We start from the raw sequence: 18,353 nt of genomic DNA on the forward strand, positions 1-18,353 counted from the left end.
AGTTCAGGAATATAACAATAAAACTTTGATTTTGTTAAATGCTGCCAATATGTCATTTGGGTATTTAAATTTTATGTATTTTTGCAAACTAATTTTTGAATGAATGATGGATTTGGTTATCCCGGATAAAACACACGATGAGAGCAGGCAGGGCGAGGCTTTAGTTTTGGAGCCTGTGACCGGTAAAAACAATGGCCGCAAACTTTATATTGAAAGTTATGGTTGCGCCATGAATTTTTCAGACAGTGAAATTGTTGCGTCAATATTATCGGAGCAAGGTTTTGAAACCACTACCGATCATAATATAGCTGATGTTATTTTTATAAATACCTGCTCCATTCGCGAAAACGCGGAGCAGCGCGTGCGTAACCGTTTAAAGGAATTTACGATTTCGAAGGTTAAAAACCCGGGATTGGTAGTAGGTGTACTGGGTTGCATGGCCGAGCGTTTAAAATCAAAATTTTTAGAAGAAGAAAAGCTGGTTGACGTAGTTGTTGGCCCGGATGCATATCGTGATCTGCCTAATTTGATAGACCAGGTTGATAGCGGCCAAAAGGCGGTGAACGTATTGCTATCCCGTGAGGAAACTTACGCGGATATTAGCCCCGTACGCTTAAACAGTAATGGTATTAACGCGTTTGTATCTATCATGCGCGGATGCGATAATATGTGCTCGTTTTGCGTAGTGCCATTTACCCGCGGCCGCGAACGCAGCCGTGATCCGCAATCAATAGTTGCTGAATGTACAGATCTGTTTAACAAAGGCTATCGCGAGGTTACCCTGTTAGGGCAAAATGTGGATTCGTATAAATGGAAAGCAGGCTCTGAGGCTGAGACTTCAAGTTCAGAACAAGTACTTACCTCTGGAGAGAATCCAGGTGAGGCTTCTGTCACTAATTTCGCTAACCTGTTAGAGATGGTGGCCCTGATCAATCCTGATTTGCGGGTGAGGTTTTCAACCTCGCATCCAAAGGATATAACCGACGATGTATTATATACCATTAGTAATTACGAAAATATTTGCAACTACATTCACCTGCCGGTACAATCAGGCAACAGCCGCATACTGGAAATGATGAACCGTACGTATGACCGCGAATGGTACATTAACAGGATAGATGCTATTCGCCGTATTATTCCGGATTGTGCCATATCAACCGATATGATAACCGGTTTTTGCAGTGAAACCGATGAGGAGCATAATGATTCTGTATCCATGATGGATTACGTGAAATATGATTTTGCCTACATGTTTAAATATAGCGAAAGGCCCGGCACTTTAGCAGCCAAACGTTATAAGGATGATATACCTGAAGAAGTAAAGCAAAACCGCCTGGCACAAATTGTGGCCAAACAGCAGGAGTATTCTTTTTACCGGATGCAGGCCCGTATAGGCAAAGTTGAAAAGGTATTGATAGAAGGGTACTCTAAAAAATCAGATAAAGATTATTGTGGCCGCAGCGATCAGAATGCCATGGTGATATTCCCGGTTGGTGAAAACTACAAGCCCGGCGAATATGTGAACGTGCTGATTGAAAGATCAACTTCGGCTACTTTGATAGGAAAAGTGGTTTAGTTAGAAACAAGAGAAAAGAATCAAGAGATAAGATAGGAATTGAATGCGGCATAATTTTAAGAATTTAAAAGTATGGCAAAAAGCAATGGATTTGACTGATTTAATATTTGACTTTAGCAAAGATCTACCAGTAAATGAACGGTATAATTTGATAGATCAAATAAACAGAAGTTCGTGTTCAATCCCTTCAAATATAGCTGAAGGCTCAGGAAAAAATACAAATAAGCATTTTGCTGAGTTTTTATCAATATCTATATCATCATCTTTTGAACTTGAAACACAATTATTAATATGTGAGCGTAGAAACTATGGGTCGATTAATAAATTAAGGGATTGTATGGAGGCTGTAGCGGAGGTTCAAAAAATGGTTTTTGCATTTAGAGAGCACGTACTGAAATCCGAAACAATCTCTTGATTCTTGACTCTAATATCTTGACTCTATCTTATTATGGACATACAAGAAATTAAACAGCGTTTTGGTATCATCGGCAATTCGCCGTTGCTTAACCGGGCTATAAATATTGCCAACCAGGTTTCGCCTACCGATATTTCGGTACTGATTACAGGTGAAAGTGGTAGTGGTAAGGAGGTGTTTTCGCATATCATCCACCAGATGAGTCCTCGTAAACACGGGCCGTTTATTGCGGTAAACTGCGGCGCCATCCCGGAAGGTACTATCGATTCTGAGTTATTCGGACATGAGAAAGGTGCCTATACCGGCGCAGTAGGCGAGCGTAAAGGCTACTTTGAAACCGTAAACGGTGGTACCATCTTTTTAGATGAGATAGCCGAAATGCCGCTGGGTACACAGGCGCGTTTGTTGCGTGTACTGGAATCGGGGCAATATATAAAGGTAGGTTCATCAAAAGTTGAAAAAACAAACGTACGCGTTATAGCTGCTACCAATGTTGATGTATATGATGCCGTAAAAAGTGGAAAATTCAGGGAAGACCTGTACTATCGTTTAAATACTGTTCCGTTAAAGATACCTCCTTTGCGCGACAGGAAAGAGGATGTTTACCTGCTTTTCAGAAAGTTTACATCTGACTTTACTGACAAATACCGTACACCGCCTATTCAGTTGGACGACGAGGCTCAGCAGGTATTAATTAATTACTCGTGGCCGGGTAACGTAAGGCAGCTAAAAAATATGGCCGAACAACTGGCCGTTCTGGAGCGAGACCGTATTATTACCGCACAAACATTGCTTACCTATATTCCACATGAAACTGGCAATCGTAATTTGCCTATGCGTTTGGACAATCAGCCTAAAGAGGATTTTTCTGAAAGGGATATCCTTTATAAAGTGCTGTTTGATATGAAAAGGGATATGGTGGAGTTAAAAAAACTGGTAGCTGATATTATTGAACATGGTGGTGTGGCTGCTAATTACAGCAATCATTCACAAACGCTTAATCAGTTGTACCGGGATATTGAACTACCCGGTAACCCAGAAACGCAATTTACTTTGCAACAGCCCGTTAATACCAATACCAACAACAATGCAAACAATGCCAATGTTGATTCATACAATATAACGCACGAGGCCGAAGAGGTAGAGGAATCGCTATCGTTGATTGAAAAGGAATCGGATCTGATACGTAAGGCTTTGAAAAAGCATAAAGGAAAACGTAAGCTGGCAGCCAACGAGCTGGGTATATCAGAAAGAACATTATACAGGAAAATAAAAGAGCTAAACTTATAATTAATGAAAAAAGTATTAGGGGTTATCATTGTTTGTTCATTAAGTTTATTTTTATCATCCTGTTATACCCTCAAAAACGCTTCGATTCCGCCGGCGTTGAAAACCATCAACGTGCAGTTTTTTGAAAACACGGCACCGCTTGTAGTTAACAACCTGAGCCAAACATTTACCGAGGCCCTGAAAGACAGGATCCGTACGCAGAGCCGTTTGAGTATTAGCCGGGGTGAGGCCGATGCCACCATGTCGGGCAGTATTACAGGTTATAGCATTGCTCCCGTATCTATTGAGGCGGTAGCCAACAACGTGGCACCTATTGCCGATGCTAACAGGCTAAGTATTACGGTGAAGGTGAAATTTGTTTATGACGCTGATAAGAAGATCAATTTTGATGAATCTTTTACAAGGTTTGCCAACTTCAGAGGGGATATCGCCTCGCAGGAACAAAATCTGATACAGGAGATCACAAAGCAGTTAACCGAAGATATTTTTAACAAGGCCTTTTCTAATTGGTAGGCAATTCGTACTTTCAACCACGTGGATCAAGATTTGAATAACAGGCAGAACGAAATATTACTGGAATTGCTGGCTAACCCGGCCAATACCGGGCAAATGTACAGCAATGATTTGCAGCAACTTGTAAATGAGTTTCCGCAAAGTGGCATGCTGCATGCCCTGCTGGCCCATGCAAACCGCGATGAAGAATTAAAACAAACTGCTGCCGCCTATTTTGAACCTCATTCATTATACAAGCTTATTAATGATATTGATAGCCTGGCTATCGTATCTCCCGATCAAATTGTAGGGCATGCACCGGTTTCAAATACTATAGCTGTTAATGAAACTGACACAAATGCAAGCGAAAATTACTTCAATATTGGTGCTGTATCTGAAATAACAGAAACAGAAGCACCGGTAATTGAATCTTCAGTCGAAAGTGAAACCGAACCGGTTCAAGCACTAAATGCTGAAGATATCATTGTTGATCATGATGACCAGAGCAGGAATGATTCGGTAGTTTCGGAGCAGCCTGAACACAATATTGAAGATGATGTATATGATGAAATTGTTGGTATTGAAGATATCAGCTTTTCAGGGCACGATGTTCAGCAAACAGAAGATAATACTGCCAACCCGGTTAATGAAGAAAAAGACAAGATAAGTGAACCGGATATTAACCTTGAATCAGAAGATTGGATCATTGGAAGCATAGCCGGCACTGATTACTTTGTGTTTGACAACTCGGCAGCCGATCAAAAAAATAATGCAGAAACCAAAGAAGAAGCCACTCCGGCAGAAACTGAGGTTACATACACGCAAGGAGCTCAGATTGATAACAACGCTGAAAGCCAGGACGTATCTAAGTATAATGATGAAAAAATGCCTTATACTTTTATGTGGTGGCTTGATAAAACGCGTCGTGAGTATGCGGCTACTTATCAGCCTTATGCAAGTCCGCAGTTAGCTGCACCGGCACCGGTAGTTCCGGGTCAGGCCCAGGCAGCGGAGCTGAAAGAGCAGGCTTCAGATGCTTTGCAACAGCAATACTTTGAAAATATTTTTCATGTAAGATCATTAGAGGATCTTGAAAAAACGCCTCAAAGTGATGTTCCTGAAATAAGACGGAAAGAAGATATTATTATTGAAAGATTTATACAGGAGGAGCCACAGATACGCCCGCCTGCTATAGATAAATTAGATAATGAAAATAAGGCCAAGAAAAGCTCTGAAGACAGGAATGAACTGGTAAGCGAAACACTGGCGCAGATATATGCCGATCAGATGCTTTATCATAAAGCAATTGCTACCTATAAAAAATTGATGTTGAAATTCCCGGAAAAAAGCCGTTACTTTGCCATCCAAATTGAGCAGTTAGAAAAGAAAACCAATTAATATAAAGAAATGTATTTAGTTTTAATCATCATTACAGTTATCGCTTGTATCCTTTTAGGGCTTATCGTTCTGATCCAGAACCCTAAAGGCGGAGGCTTGTCATCAAATTTTTCAAGCTCATCACAACTCATGGGTGTTCAAAAAACAGGCGACTTTTTAGAAAAAGGTACTTGGGTATTGGCTATAAGCGTTATGGTTTTATCATTGGCTATTAACGTTGCTGTTAAAGGCGGCGGCGAAAGCAGCGATAACCCTGCTTTGCGTAACCAAATTGAAAAAGCTTCAAAACCATCAGCTCCTGCAAGTGCACCGCTTACAGTACCAACTGCTCCTGCAAGCAAACCTGCTGATAAACCGGCTAAGTAATTATCAATTTGAAGAGTATAAAAAAAGGCTTTGGAATGCTTTCCAAAGCCTTTTTTGTTAAATATGCCAACTGCCATGATGGCACTGGACGTATTAAAATATTGTTAAGCTTAAAAATCAAAATAACTTTTAGCTGACATTACAACAGTTTAACCTGTCAATATTTGCCATTACGTTTGCTTGGCATAATTGATGAGGAATGCCACATGAAACTTAAATAAAATAAACAGATATAACTATGTCATTAAACATTAAACCAATCGGAGACAGAGTTGTGGTGGAAGCTGCAGCTGCCGAAGAGAAGACCGCTTCGGGAATTATTATCCCGGATACCGCTAAAGAAAAACCTCAGCGTGGAACTATTGTTGCCGTAGGCGATGGTAAAGTAGATGAGCCTTTAACTGTAAAAGTTGGTGACCAGGTTTTATATGGAAAATACGCAGGTACCGAAATTACTTATGAAGGTAAAGAGTATTTAATTATGCGCGAATCTGATATTTACGCGGTACTGTAACTAATTAGTGAATTATTGATTTAACAGATGCGGAGTTATTCTACATCATTAAATCAAAAAGAGATCAATTAAAAATCTAAAAACTTAATTATTGAGCTGTTGAGAATTAAAATAACTAATTCGATAACTCGATAATTCAATAACAAAAAAAATGGCAAAACAAGTTAAATACAATGTGGAAGCACGCGACGCCCTAAAACGCGGTGTTGATATTTTAGCTAATGCAGTTAAAGTAACATTAGGTCCTAAAGGCAGAAACGTAATTATTGATAAAAAATTCGGTTCTCCGGCTATCACTAAAGACGGTGTAACTGTTGCTAAAGAGATCGAACTGAAAGATGCTTTAGAAAACATGGGTGCTCAAATGGTTAAAGAAGTTGCATCAAAAACTGCTGATATTGCAGGTGATGGTACTACTACTGCTACCGTTTTAGCTCAGGCTATTGTAACTGCTGGTATTAAAAACGTTGCAGCTGGTGCTAACCCAATGGATCTGAAACGCGGTATTGACAAAGCTGTTGCTGAGGTTGTTAAAAATCTGCAAAGCCAGTCACAAACTGTTGGTGAAGACAATAACAAAATAAAACAAGTAGCTTCAATTTCTGCTAACAATGACGAGGTTATCGGTTCATTAATTGCTGAAGCTATGGCTAAAGTTGGTAAAGACGGTGTTATCACTGTTGAAGAAGCTAAAGGTACTGAAACTGAAGTTAGAACTGTTGAAGGTATGCAGTTTGACCGTGGTTACCTTTCTCCTTACTTTGTTACCAATGCTGACAAAATGGAAGTAGAATTAGAAAATCCTTACATCCTGATCTATGATAAAAAGATCTCTTCGATGAAAGAATTACTTCCTATCCTTGAAAAACAAGTACAAACTGGCAAACCATTGTTGATCATTGCTGAAGACCTTGATGGCGAAGCATTAGCTACATTAGTAGTTAACAAGATCCGCGGTTCACTGAAAGTTGCTGCTGTTAAAGCTCCAGGCTTTGGTGATCGTCGTAAAGCAATGTTAGAGGATATCGCTATCCTGACTGGTGGTACTTTAATTTCTGAAGAAAGAGGTTACAAATTAGAAAATGCTGACCTTTCTTACTTAGGTACTGCTGAGAAAATCGTTATCGACAAAGACAACACTACTGTTATCAATGGTGCAGGTTCTGCCGATGAGATCAAAGGCCGTGTAAGCCAGATCAAATCTCAGATCGAATCAACTACTTCTGATTATGACCGCGAAAAATTACAAGAGCGTTTAGCCAAATTATCTGGCGGTGTTGCTGTATTGTACGTAGGTGCTGCTACAGAAGTTGAAATGAAAGAGAAAAAAGACCGTGTTGATGATGCTTTACACGCAACACGTGCTGCTGTTGAAGAAGGTATTGTTGCAGGTGGTGGCGTTGCCTTCATCCGCGCGGTAGCTGCTTTAACTGATCTTAAAGGTGATAACGAAGATGAGAACACTGGTATCCAGATCATCCGTCGTGCTATCGAAGAGCCTTTACGTCAGATCTGCGAAAACGCAGGTATCGAAGGTTCAATCGTAGTGCAAAAAGTTAAAGAAGGCACTGCCGACTTTGGTTACAATGCACGTACCGATAAATACGAAAACCTGATTGGTGCAGGCGTTATCGATCCAACTAAAGTTGGTCGTGTAGCTTTAGAGAACGCAGCTTCAATTGCAGCTATGTTGTTAACAACAGAAGTTGTATTGGCTGATGATCCTGAAGATGCTCCAGCTGGTGGCCCACCAATGGGCGGCGGCGGCATGGGCGGCATGATGTAATTATCACAAGCTTAATGCTTTTAAATAATACAAATCCCTGTCTGGTTTTCCAGACAGGGATTTTGTTTTTATACAGGCTCATAGTCATGTAAACGTAAACGGATAGTCATTAATTAATCATTTGATTAATTTTTAATATTTAAGGTAACATGTATGTGTATTTTTGCATAACAAATGTTAAAGCTAAGTTTTTAGGCATAGCATTTGAATAGGTTCAATACCATGAAAATCATAGTTCAAACATCAAAATTAGTGCGCAGTACCATAGTTGATTGGGTACTGATAAAAGGCCCGGAACTTTTTGTTACCATTTACGGTAAATAAATTTACTTTTGCTTTCATCGTTTATGAAAGATAAGAGTATGTATAAAGTAGAGGACTTTTATAAAGATTTCCATACCTGGCTGCTTGATCACGGCCCCAAGTATATTGGTGGAATAATCATATTTTTTATAGGCCTTTGGGTAATAAGATTCCTGCGTACCCGGCTTCGCAACCGGATGCTCAAAAGAGGCATACACTCATCATTACAACCCTTCTTTTTAAGTCTTAGTATTACCACCCTGTATGTATTGCTCATTATTTGGGTAATGAATATCATAGGGTTGGAGATGACCATATTTACCACCATTATTGGTGCCTTTAGTGTGGCGGCAGGCTTGGCCCTGTCAGGCACTTTCCAAAACTTCGCAGGTGGTGTTTTGATACTTTTACTAAAACCCTTTGAACTCGACGATAGCATTATAGCACAGGGGCAGGATGGTAAGGTAACTTCTATACAAATTTTTTATACGGTGTTGCTTACAGCTGATAACAAAACCGTTATCATCCCTAATGGTAAATTATTTAATGAGGTTATAGTTAATGTTACCCGTGAGGGTAAACGCCGGTTGGATTTTGACGTAAAGGTTGCTTATGCCAACGATATTGAACAGGTAAAAACTATAATACAAAATGCCATTGATACAACGGGGAACGTGCTGAAAACTCCGGCCTCGCGCATTGGTATCAGCAGTTTAGAGATTGATTCTATTCGGTTTTTGGTAAATGTGTGGGTTAATCCTTCTAACTTTTTAACCGTAAAAATTGCCCTTCAGGAAAAAATTATAAAAGACCTTGCAACTGCAGGCATCAATTTCCCTAAAGCAGGATAGGGGAAGAGGAAGCAAGACCTTTTATTATCGCTGTAAATTATATCTTCTGCTTAGCCTTGATCTCCAGGTAACGGTTAATAGTATTCACAGTAAGGTTTTGCGGGCTGGTTAAAATTGACTGGATGCCATATTTTGCAAGCTCTTTTACTATGAGCTTTTTATCATAGGCAAATTTTTCGGCTATAGTTTTAATGTAGATGCCCTCCACATCTGTCGCAGGTTGTTCGCTTAGTGTTTTTAACTCGGTATTTTCAAAAAACACCACCAGGAGCAGGTGGTATTTAACCAACCTTTTTAAATAAGGAAGCTGCCGTTGCAGGGCGTTCATGCTTTCGTAATTGGTAAAAAATACAACAAGGCTGCGTTGTTTGATCACCTTGCGAACGGTACTGTACAGGAGCTCCATATTAGTTTCCAGATACCTGGTTTTTTCCTTATATAAAACCTCCAGTATCTTATTCAAATGCGCGGGACGCCTATCGGCTGGTACTACTGCCCCCAATTTTTCAGATATAGTGATCAGCCCGGCTTTGTCTTCTTTTAACAATGCTACGTTTGATAACACGAGGCTGGCATTTATAGCATAATCCAATAAACTTAATCCCTCAAAAGGCATCTTCATTACCCTTGATTTATCAATGATACAGTATACCTGCTGCGATTTTTCATCAACATAGGAGTTTACCATTAAGCTGCCTTGCCTTGCAGTAGCCTTCCAGTTTATGGTACGGTAATCATCGCCGGCAACATAGTTTTTAACCTGCTCAAATTCCATACTATGTCCAATGCGGCGTATTTTCTTAATGCCAATATCGGTTAGCCTGTTGGAGATGGCCATCAGCTCATACTTACGCATTTGCAGAAACGAGGGATAAACAGGTAGTGTTTCGGTCTGTTCAAAATTATAGCGACGCCTGATAAGCCCTAATGGAGATTTAATGTAAACCCTGATATCGCCAAACTCGTATTCGCCCCTGCGGGTTGGGCGCAGCAGATAATTGATGAGCTTGCGTTCGCGCGGTTTTAGGTTAGTTCTAAACCATATATCCCGTTTTTGAAACTGGAAAGGTATTTCATCAATAATGCCTGCACTTATAGGAAATGTATAAGAGCTTTCAATATAAATACCCAGTTCATTGTCATCGCTGTTGCTTAGCCGCTCAGGAGCGTGCCGTTTGGCAAATACACCTTTTGGGGTTTTATATAATAAGATAATATCAATCAACATTACCGCAATCAGTGACCAAAAAACAAGTTGGGGGATGATACCCAGCCAGGGAAAGAAGAACGACAATATAAAAAGCACCACACAGCCAGCCAGGCCGCCAAATAAACGGTTGGTTAAAAAGAGATTTTTATAAAACAGGCTGACTATATTTTTCACAGAGGTGTATTATCTGGGTACTTCAATTTTCTGTATAATTTGAGCTACCACGTCGTCAGGGCTTACGCCCTCCATCTCTTTATCAGGAGTAAGCATAATACGATGCCTTAATACGGGAGCAGCTATATAAATAATGTCGTCAGGTGTTACAAAGTCACGCCCTCTTATTGCAGCCAGCGCCTTGGCCGCATTAATTAACGCCAGCGATGCCCGCGGCGACCCACCCAGGAATAATGATTTATGATTACGGGTTTCGTAAATAATTTTGGCAGCAAACTCCAGTAGTTTTGCTTCAACATGAAGTGTGCGTACCTGCTGGCGCAGAGCAATAATATCGTCAGCGGATAAAACAGGTGAAATATCGCTGAGCTGATCTGTTGTTTTTTGCTGATGTTGCTGCGTTAAAATTGTTATTTCTTCTGCAAGCGACGGATACTTGATCTCTATCTTGAATAAAAACCTATCTAACTGGGCCTCGGGCAGGCGATAAGTTCCTTCCTGCTCCACAGGGTTTTGGGTAGCCAGTACGGTAAAAGGTTCCTGCATTTTGTAGGTTTGGCCGTCAATGGTAATCTGGCGCTCCTCCATCACCTCAAATAATGCCGACTGCGTTTTAGCCGGAGCACGATTAATTTCATCAATCAATATAATGTTGCCGAAAATTGGCCCACGCTTAAATTTAAATTCGGTACTTTTAGGATTAAATACCGATGTACCCAGTATATCAGAAGGCATCAGATCGGGTGTAAATTGTATGCGCGAGTATTGGGCATCAATAGCTTTTGACAGGAGTTTGGCAGTAAGTGTTTTGGCAACTCCGGGTACACCTTCTATCAGGATATGCCCGTCGGCGAGTATACCGGCAATCAGCAGGTCGATAGATTCCTGCTGCCCTACAATGATGCGGGCAAGTGTGTTTTTAATTTGATCAACCGCGGCGCTTAGTTTGCTCAGATCGGTTCTTTGTTCAAAATTTTCATTTTCCATTATATCCGGATTGGCTGTAAAACTTTTCTATCAGTTTATTAAGGTTTATTAATTCCATATCTGTTACCTGCTGCTGAACGCTGATGTAATTGACAACATTGATCAGATCGTCAGCAAACTGCCTGTCGATGCCCGTTTTCTGAGATAAAAGCCTAATAAACTCGTAATCGAGCTTACTGGTTTTTAAACGGTAATGCTCGCGCAGATGCTCTAACAGATAAGTTATTTTTTTATGCGCGATATTGCTGTTGTTGCGTTTTTCGTAATAAACCTGGCCAACAACGGTCACAAAATCAACTGTCGAGTTTTGTAGGGGTTCTATCACCGGGATGATTCGTTGCCTGCGTTTTGCCTCATAAATGATAAATATTACCATACTGAACAGGCTCAGGTAATAAGCCCATTGTAAACTCGCGTTGCCGAAAAATACCCGCAGCGGTGATTCATCTTCCGGAATATCGCCATTTTGATATTGATCCCAATAAACATAATTGGCGTTGGGCATGTATGATAATGCTTTAGCCGCATAATCGGCACCCTGTTGGGTAAGCAGGCTATAATTGGTAAATACCTCGGGTGTGGCACACAGGTAAAGGCTGCCCTTGCCAAATTTATAGCTTAACAATGTACACTGATCAGCATCGTTTTTACTTATTGCGGTAGCCATTGCTTTGTCAAGCCCGCTAAAATATTGGGTTACAATATCGCGGCTAAATGAGTAATTGTGTTGTGCTTTTAATTGGCTGCTGACAAAATTGAGTGACACATTCTTTTTTGAATAAGCTTCACGCGTATCAATTTTCAGTGAGTCGGCAAGGTAACCCTGCCACTCAAATGCCGACATGAAAACCGAGTTGCCCGCATTAATGTATTTTAATAGCTCATCTGTATCAAACTTGTTAAGGCTTATCTTTTTGGCAATGATCATGTAATTGCCATTATGCAGGCCTTTATTATGAAATGCATTATAAACAGACTTATTGGTGTTTACGATAGCTGCCCCGGGAAATATTTGGTTTAACTGGTCATGTAAAATGAACGTTCCAAAAGGAATTTTGTCATGATAAGCCAGGGTAGGCAGCCAGTTAGCCGGTGCGGGCTTATTGTATTGTGCAACCAAGTAACCAATAATTAACAAGCTGGCAATAGTGATATAGATCTTGAAATCTTTCATGCTATGCTCTTGTTAAAATCCTGAAACAAAGTGCTTATCTTTTTAAAAACCGGGGCATCAATAGGAAATTCGCCGTACCAGATATATTCAAACTGGAGGGTTAAGGTTTTAAAAAATTGCCGTTTTTCGCTATCAGTAAGTTCGTTGATGTAGGCGTTATTTGTTTTGTCGATCTGCCATTTTATTAAATCGGCATCGCTGAGTTGTTTAAGACATTTTAGATAAAGCAACCGAACAGCCAAACGGTAATTATGTTGCGTTATAGCTTTTTCGGTTTCACTATCAAAGTCAATATCATGAATATCCTCTAATAACTCGGTAAATGGCAAGCCTGCCAACGTCGGTTTTCGCCTGAAAATATTCAGCATATTAATACCAGCCAGTTTAAGCACCATAAAAAACACGGTAGCTATGCCCAAGGCAATAATCAAATACTTAAACACATTGAGTAATATTTTTAGAAAAGGACTGGGATCGTGCTTATTGATTTTGATGGGTTTAAACAGATTCCAGAACCAGGCCCAAAAGCGAGTCCACCAGGACGGATCTTTTTGCAGATCATCCTTATATTGAAATTCGGGTAGCGTGGTATAGGCTTTTAATGAAGTGCTGTCTAAATAACGCACAGCTACTGTTGAGCTATCTGTTTTAAGTATTAATGGCGTAGTATGTTTTGCGGGTTTATCCACCACAATGGCTTGCACTGAATGAACAGACAATACAAAAAGAATAATACAAAGCAGGCGCGGCATCATTAATATTGTTCGGGCGGTAAATCGGTATCAGGGTTTGTGGTGCTCATCTTATTTATTTTATCTAACAAGCTTGTGCCATCCTTACTTTCTGTTAAATTGAAGTAACAGAGGCACAAAGTGGTTATAGGTAACACCGTGAATATTTGACAGGCATGCTGAAGGACAGCTGTTGCTACAGCGGCCGGTTTTGAAAATGAATAATGCAAAACCAAGCTCATGGTGTTAATGATAGTTGCCGGGATAGTAATTACCATCATACACACATAAAAAATTATCCATATCACTATAAGCGAACCAAAGGTTACCCACCAGTTTTCTTTGATCAAATAAAACGAACGGTTAAAGGCATATCCAAAGCTGGTGTTTTCCATCACCATGATCGGAAATATCAATGCAAATATGGGGGCAAGATAAAGGCCCGGTATAATGCAAAAAAGCAATGCAAAAACAATAAGTATGTTCAGTAAAATGGAACTGCCTAATACACGCAAAAAATAATATTTGATGTATCCCCACATTTCCTCGGAGGTGGGTATTTGTTTATCCTTAGCCTTATATAAAGCTATATAGCTTAAAATAGTAACCTGCATAGTTACAAAGCTCAGTAATGCGAAAATGATAGTGAAAGCGTACTCAATACCAAAAAAGTTAAAAATGGATGGCCGGTATTCCCTGTTGTAAGTACCACTGCTGATGCTGCTCATGGCACCCACCATTTTGAGTTGCATAAGACTTGCACTTATAATGCTGCCTGCAATAAAAATACCGCAAAAAATAAAAAAGTATTTCAGCAGAGGCTTAAAGTTCTGCCTGACAAATAGAAAGGTGTCGTTTATAATTTCGCCAAAATCACGTATTCTGGCTAACTCAACTTTGGGTTGCATGATAGGTTTGGGTTGTTTTATAAATTTTGTTAGGGTATATAATTACATACCATATCATAAATATTAGCGATAATGCTAAAATTGTTATGCTGAGCCAAACGGGCATTTCTGTATGCCGGGTTACAAAGCCTTCAAAAAAAGCCGCCACAATTAAAATAGGGATAATGCCTACAGCTACCTTCATGCCATCTCTGGCACCTTTTTTTAACGAAACCATACGGTTAAAGGTTTTTGGGAATAAAATGCTGTTGCCCAGAATAATGCCTGCCGCGCCTGCTATAATGATAGAGGAAATTTCTAAAGTGCCGTGTATCCATATCACCAGGATTGATTGTATGCCCAATCCTTTACTAAAAAAATAATACTGAAACGAACCCAGCATTAACCCGTTGCGAAATAAAAAGAAAATCGAGCCCACCGTAAATATGATGCCGCTTACAAAAGTTACCAGCGAAACATAAATGTTGTTGGCCGCTATTGAAAAAAACATGCTTACCTCGTTGCCGCTTTTGTAAACACCAAACGGATCGCCTTTGAGTATGTTGGCATTGGTCATATCCACATAATTATCACCCATAATAAGGCGAACAAAGTTTTCATCATATTTAGCCGATAGTGCCCCTATAAGGCAAAAGATCATGAAAAACGAAAAGGAATAAAGCAGCTGCCTGTGATAACTTTTAAACAATAATGGTAATTCGTATTTCCAGAAGGTGAGGAAACGGTTGCTCTTCTCGCTTTTGTTTTTGTAGATGGATTGATGCAGCCCTGCCGCCAAACCGTTTAAATATGCCGTAGTTTTTGATTTAGGATAAAAGGTTTTGGCATATGCCAGATCATCGGTAATTTGTATAAAACGATCAGCAAGTTCGTCAGGGTCGTCAGTTGGCGATTGCTCAAAGCTTGTCCATTTAGTGGAGTTTTGTTTAACAAAAAGCGGTTCGCGCATGAATACCCGGTATATTTAATATTGGTTTAAAATAATTAGAAAATATACATATATCAACAAAAAAAAGCATATTTATCTTTATATTTTTACTGCATGCAAACCATAAGGATAACCACTTCACAGAATATAGATATTGATTATGAGGTAGCCGGAGCTGGCGAACGTATGGTGGGCTATATAATTGATGTAGGAATATTTGTAGTTATTTTTTTCACAACATTTATGACTATAGGCTTATCCGGAAGTATAAATCATAGTCAGGATATGTTGATAGGGATTGTTGTTCTGATCATCGGTGTTTTATATGTCTTCTATGATCTGGTGTGCGAAACCGCGATGGGAGGCCAGAGCGTGGGCAAGCGTATAATGAAAATTAAAGTAGTAAGTCTTGATGGTGCACGCCCAAAGTTTGGGCAATACCTGTTGCGCTGGCTGTTCCGCATAGTTGATTTTACTTTAAGCGGAGGTGTGTGTGGGTTGATCTGTGTTGCCGTATCAGACAAATCACAACGGCTTGGTGATATGGTGGCTGGTACAACACTTATCCGTACTAACCCGCGCACTAAAATGAACAATATTGCCTTTAAGCCTGAAGCTGATGATTATCAACCCATTTTTAACGAGGCAGCAAGGCTAAGTGAGCAGGATATAGAGTTGATTAATGAAGTGATCAATAACTATATAAAAAGCCGGAACAGTATGTTGGTTTATAACATGGCAAAGCGTATTAAGGAACTTTTAAATGTTACGCCTCCTGCCGAAATGAATGATATGTTATTTCTGCAAACTATTGTTAAAGATTACAGCCATATCATAGCTCAGGCTGATGTTTTGTAGAGGACATAAAAGCCCCATATTTTAACCACATAGCTCACCAACACTATACTGCCTACAAACATAAATAAGGTTTTCTTTACGGCCGATGTCGGGGTATCTAACTTTATAAAAGCATCAGCTATGCCATAAGCAAAAAACAGGAGCAGAGGAATTGCCGGAGGATATAAAGCAAAACTCTTTTGAAGATCGCCTTGAAAAAGGGCCATCACTGATCGCTGGAAACCGCATCCGGGGCAATCAATGCCGGTTATATATTTGAATGGACAGGGGATTAAATGATTTTGCAGCCAGTGAACAAAGTTCAACTGACTGCAAAATATTTTCACTTGAAGATAACCCGACGACATTAAGACTGCGGCGGGTTTGTATTAAAAGGATCTTTATAATCTTTTGATGGGTCAAACGGTTTAAACCCAACTGCTCCCGCACCAGCTCCGGCAGGGCCCAGGTATTGATAATTTCCGAAGCCAAGTAATGGGTAAAAAACAAACCCCAATAATATTAGGCCAACTGTAAAGCCTTCACTTTGGCCAAAACTTTTGCTTAATAAATTAAGTGTCCAGATGCCGAATATGATATTAATGCACGGTATTAAGAATAATATTATCCACCATACTGGTTTTCCAACAATTTCAAGTAAAACTATAACATTATATATCGGAATAATGGCTGCCCATCCGGGTTTCCCTGCTTTTTCAAATACTTTCCACATCCCAATGATAGAGATAATACCAACAATGAGCGAAGGGATTAAAAATGCGCCAAACATGGCTGCAAGCGCGGCAGATGATGGCGCCGAAGAAGGGTCATAATTTTGCATTTGGTTTTTGGTTTAAGTAAACGGTTTAGTTTGTTACTGCAAAATATAAAATATTTGGATGAAAATTAAATACATAGTCCTTTTATTACAAAGTACGAATGATATTTTATTTATAATTTTGACCTGATGCAGAGAGAGCAAATTTCGGTTTTTGATATGTTTAAGATAGGCATAGGGCCTTCCAGTTCGCACACACTTGGCCCCTGGCGGGCTGCGCAGCAGTTTGCTGAAGGACTTGAAGAACAGGGGCTGTTACCTATGGTTGAACAGGTAAAGATATTATTATACGGTTCATTGGCTAAAACCGGCAGGGGGCATGGTACAGATATAGCTATACTCCTGGGCCTTAGCGGAGATGATCCGGTAACCTTTGAGGTTGACCAGATAGTTCCCAAAATTTCGGCCATAACTAATACCCATAAATTACAGTTAACAGGTAAACAGGAAATTAATTTTTCTGTAGTGGATGACCTGCTGTTTTTATTTAACGAGAGCTTGCCATTTCACCCTAATGCGGTAACTTTTCAGGCCTTTTTAAATAACGGAAGGGCCGTATCCGAAACCTATTATTCCATCGGTGGCGGCTTTGTGGTAAAAGAAGGGGCCACCGGCCCAACCAAGCAGGAGGTTGATCTGCCTTTTCCTATTGATACCGCTGCCGACCTGCTGCATTGGTGTATCAAAACCGGTTTAAAAATATCGGAAGTGGTAATGGAGAACGAACTTGCCTGGCGCAGCGAGCAGGAAACCCGCACAGGTGTGTTAAATATCTTCAAGGCCTTAAAGGAGTGTATATACCGGGGCTGCCATACCACCGGCCAATTGCCTGGCGGCTTAAACGTAGCCCGTCGCGCTTTTAAACTCAATAGTAAATTGATCGGCAATCGTACCTATACCAACTATGAGGAGTGGGTTGCTGCCATACGCCAAACCGGCGACGGATTTAAAAATATACTGGATTGGGTTAGTTGTTTCGCGCTTGCTGTGAATGAAGAAAACGCCTCGTTTGGCAGAGTGGTTACGGCTCCCACCAACGGTGCCGCGGGGGTGATACCGGCAGTGCTGCAATACTACATTACTTTTTGCGACGGCAACAGCGAGCAAAAGATCATCCAGTTTTTGTTAACAGCATCAGAGATAGGTAGCATATTTAAAAAGGGTGCCACCATATCGGCAGCTATGGGCGGTTGCCAGGCCGAGATCGGCGTATCATCGGCGATGGCTGCTGCAGCTTTAACCGAATGTATGGGTGGCACACAAAGGCAGGTATTGATGGCTGCCGAAATTGCTATGGAGCATCACCTCGGCTTAACCTGCGACCCAATAGGCGGCCTGGTGCAGATACCCTGCATAGAGCGCAATACCATGGGCGCTATTAAAGCCATCACCGCGTCGCAGCTTGCTTTGCAAAGTAACCCGGAAAAAGCCAAGGTAAGTTTAGATGCCGTAGTGAAAACCATGTGGCAAACCGCGCTTGATATGAACTCTAAATACAAGGAAACATCCGATGGCGGGCTGGCCATTAACATCCCCATCAGTTTGCCGGAGTGTTAATTAAAGTATATAATTCAC

19 protein-coding genes are annotated in these 18,353 nt (G+C 40.4%); 11 read left to right on the forward strand and 8 right to left on the reverse strand.

The window, feature by feature from the left end; translation table 11 throughout:
• Positions 1-103 precede the first annotated feature (103 nt).
• The 9 genes from miaB to QWZ01_RS25825 all read left to right on the forward strand — a co-directional run bounded on the left by miaB (position 104) and on the right by QWZ01_RS25825 (position 8,991).
• Complete coding sequence (gene miaB, locus QWZ01_RS25785) at positions 104-1,576, forward strand: tRNA (N6-isopentenyl adenosine(37)-C2)-methylthiotransferase MiaB (RefSeq protein WP_290328654.1); 1,473 nt, start codon at positions 104-106, stop codon at positions 1,574-1,576.
• A 43-nt stretch (positions 1,577-1,619) separates the two neighbouring features.
• Positions 1,620-1,991, forward strand: a complete 372-nt coding sequence (locus tag QWZ01_RS25790; RefSeq protein ID WP_290328656.1) for a four helix bundle protein — start codon at positions 1,620-1,622, stop codon at positions 1,989-1,991.
• 33 nt (positions 1,992-2,024) lie between these two features.
• Entirely contained in the window at positions 2,025-3,281 is a 1,257-nt protein-coding gene (locus QWZ01_RS25795) for a sigma-54 interaction domain-containing protein (RefSeq protein WP_290328658.1), read from the forward strand.
• A 3-nt stretch (positions 3,282-3,284) separates the two neighbouring features.
• Complete coding sequence (locus QWZ01_RS25800; RefSeq protein ID WP_290328660.1) at positions 3,285-3,794, forward strand: LptE family protein; 510 nt, start codon at positions 3,285-3,287, stop codon at positions 3,792-3,794.
• 21 nt (positions 3,795-3,815) lie between these two features.
• Positions 3,816-5,171, forward strand: a complete 1,356-nt coding sequence (locus QWZ01_RS25805) for a hypothetical protein (RefSeq protein ID WP_290328662.1) — start codon at positions 3,816-3,818, stop codon at positions 5,169-5,171.
• Between the two features lie 9 nt (positions 5,172-5,180).
• Entirely contained in the window at positions 5,181-5,537 is a 357-nt protein-coding gene (gene secG, locus QWZ01_RS25810) for a preprotein translocase subunit SecG (RefSeq protein WP_290328665.1), read from the forward strand.
• 238 nt (positions 5,538-5,775) lie between these two features.
• Positions 5,776-6,051, forward strand: coding sequence for a co-chaperone GroES (gene groES / locus QWZ01_RS25815; protein ID WP_076375713.1), 276 nt, complete (start codon positions 5,776-5,778; stop codon positions 6,049-6,051).
• Positions 6,052-6,202: 151 nt separating this feature from the next.
• Positions 6,203-7,837 (forward strand): chaperonin GroEL, encoded by a 1,635-nt coding sequence (groL, locus tag QWZ01_RS25820; protein WP_290328670.1) that lies wholly within the window; start codon positions 6,203-6,205, stop codon positions 7,835-7,837.
• 347 nt (positions 7,838-8,184) lie between these two features.
• A complete protein-coding gene (locus QWZ01_RS25825) occupies positions 8,185-8,991 on the forward strand; it encodes a mechanosensitive ion channel family protein (RefSeq protein ID WP_290328672.1) in 807 nt (268 codons plus the stop codon).
• 37 nt (positions 8,992-9,028) lie between these two features.
• Here QWZ01_RS25825 and QWZ01_RS25830 read toward each other — a convergent pair whose 3' ends face one another.
• Genes QWZ01_RS25830 through QWZ01_RS25855 form a run of 6 tightly spaced genes read right to left on the reverse strand, consistent with a single transcriptional unit; the run spans position 9,029 to position 15,124 of the window.
• Positions 9,029-10,375 carry a DUF58 domain-containing protein gene (locus tag QWZ01_RS25830; protein WP_290328674.1) on the reverse strand — a complete coding sequence of 449 codons (1,347 nt, stop codon included), beginning with the start codon at positions 10,373-10,375 and terminating at the stop codon, positions 9,029-9,031.
• 9 nt (positions 10,376-10,384) lie between these two features.
• Positions 10,385-11,362, reverse strand: a complete 978-nt coding sequence (locus tag QWZ01_RS25835) for an AAA family ATPase (RefSeq protein WP_290328676.1) — start codon at positions 11,360-11,362, stop codon at positions 10,385-10,387.
• Positions 11,352-12,536 (reverse strand): DUF4350 domain-containing protein, encoded by a 1,185-nt coding sequence (locus QWZ01_RS25840; protein WP_290328678.1) that lies wholly within the window; start codon positions 12,534-12,536, stop codon positions 11,352-11,354. The genes QWZ01_RS25835 and QWZ01_RS25840 overlap by 11 nt, the downstream gene beginning before the upstream one ends.
• Entirely contained in the window at positions 12,533-13,255 is a 723-nt protein-coding gene (locus tag QWZ01_RS25845) for a hypothetical protein (RefSeq protein ID WP_290328680.1), read from the reverse strand. The genes QWZ01_RS25840 and QWZ01_RS25845 overlap by 4 nt, the downstream gene beginning before the upstream one ends.
• A 35-nt stretch (positions 13,256-13,290) precedes the next feature.
• Complete coding sequence (locus QWZ01_RS25850) at positions 13,291-14,175, reverse strand: hypothetical protein (protein WP_290328682.1); 885 nt, start codon at positions 14,173-14,175, stop codon at positions 13,291-13,293.
• Positions 14,159-15,124: a stage II sporulation protein M gene (locus QWZ01_RS25855; RefSeq protein ID WP_290328684.1), complete on the reverse strand. Its 966-nt coding sequence runs from the start codon at positions 15,122-15,124 to the stop codon at positions 14,159-14,161. Before QWZ01_RS25855 ends, QWZ01_RS25850 begins: the two co-directional genes overlap by 17 nt.
• Before the next feature lie 93 nt (positions 15,125-15,217).
• On the opposite strand from QWZ01_RS25855, the gene QWZ01_RS25860 reads away from it, so the two are divergent.
• On the forward strand, positions 15,218-15,961 hold the full coding sequence (locus tag QWZ01_RS25860; protein WP_290328686.1) for an RDD family protein: 744 nt from the start codon (positions 15,218-15,220) through the stop codon (positions 15,959-15,961).
• Here QWZ01_RS25860 and QWZ01_RS25865 read toward each other — a convergent pair.
• Complete coding sequence (locus tag QWZ01_RS25865) at positions 15,943-16,308, reverse strand: DUF2752 domain-containing protein (RefSeq protein WP_290328688.1); 366 nt, start codon at positions 16,306-16,308, stop codon at positions 15,943-15,945. The genes QWZ01_RS25860 and QWZ01_RS25865 overlap by 19 nt on opposite strands.
• Complete coding sequence (locus QWZ01_RS25870) at positions 16,308-16,781, reverse strand: DUF5684 domain-containing protein (protein WP_290328690.1); 474 nt, start codon at positions 16,779-16,781, stop codon at positions 16,308-16,310. Before QWZ01_RS25870 ends, QWZ01_RS25865 begins: the two co-directional genes overlap by 1 nt.
• A 126-nt stretch (positions 16,782-16,907) precedes the next feature.
• Between QWZ01_RS25870 and QWZ01_RS25875 the strand changes: the two genes are divergently transcribed.
• A complete protein-coding gene (locus tag QWZ01_RS25875; RefSeq protein WP_290328692.1) occupies positions 16,908-18,335 on the forward strand; it encodes an L-serine ammonia-lyase in 1,428 nt (475 codons plus the stop codon).
• The last annotated feature ends 18 nt before the right edge of the window (positions 18,336-18,353 follow it).

Source organism: Mucilaginibacter aquaedulcis, assembly GCF_030409325.1.
Lineage (GTDB): Bacteria > Bacteroidota > Bacteroidia > Sphingobacteriales > Sphingobacteriaceae > Mucilaginibacter > Mucilaginibacter aquaedulcis.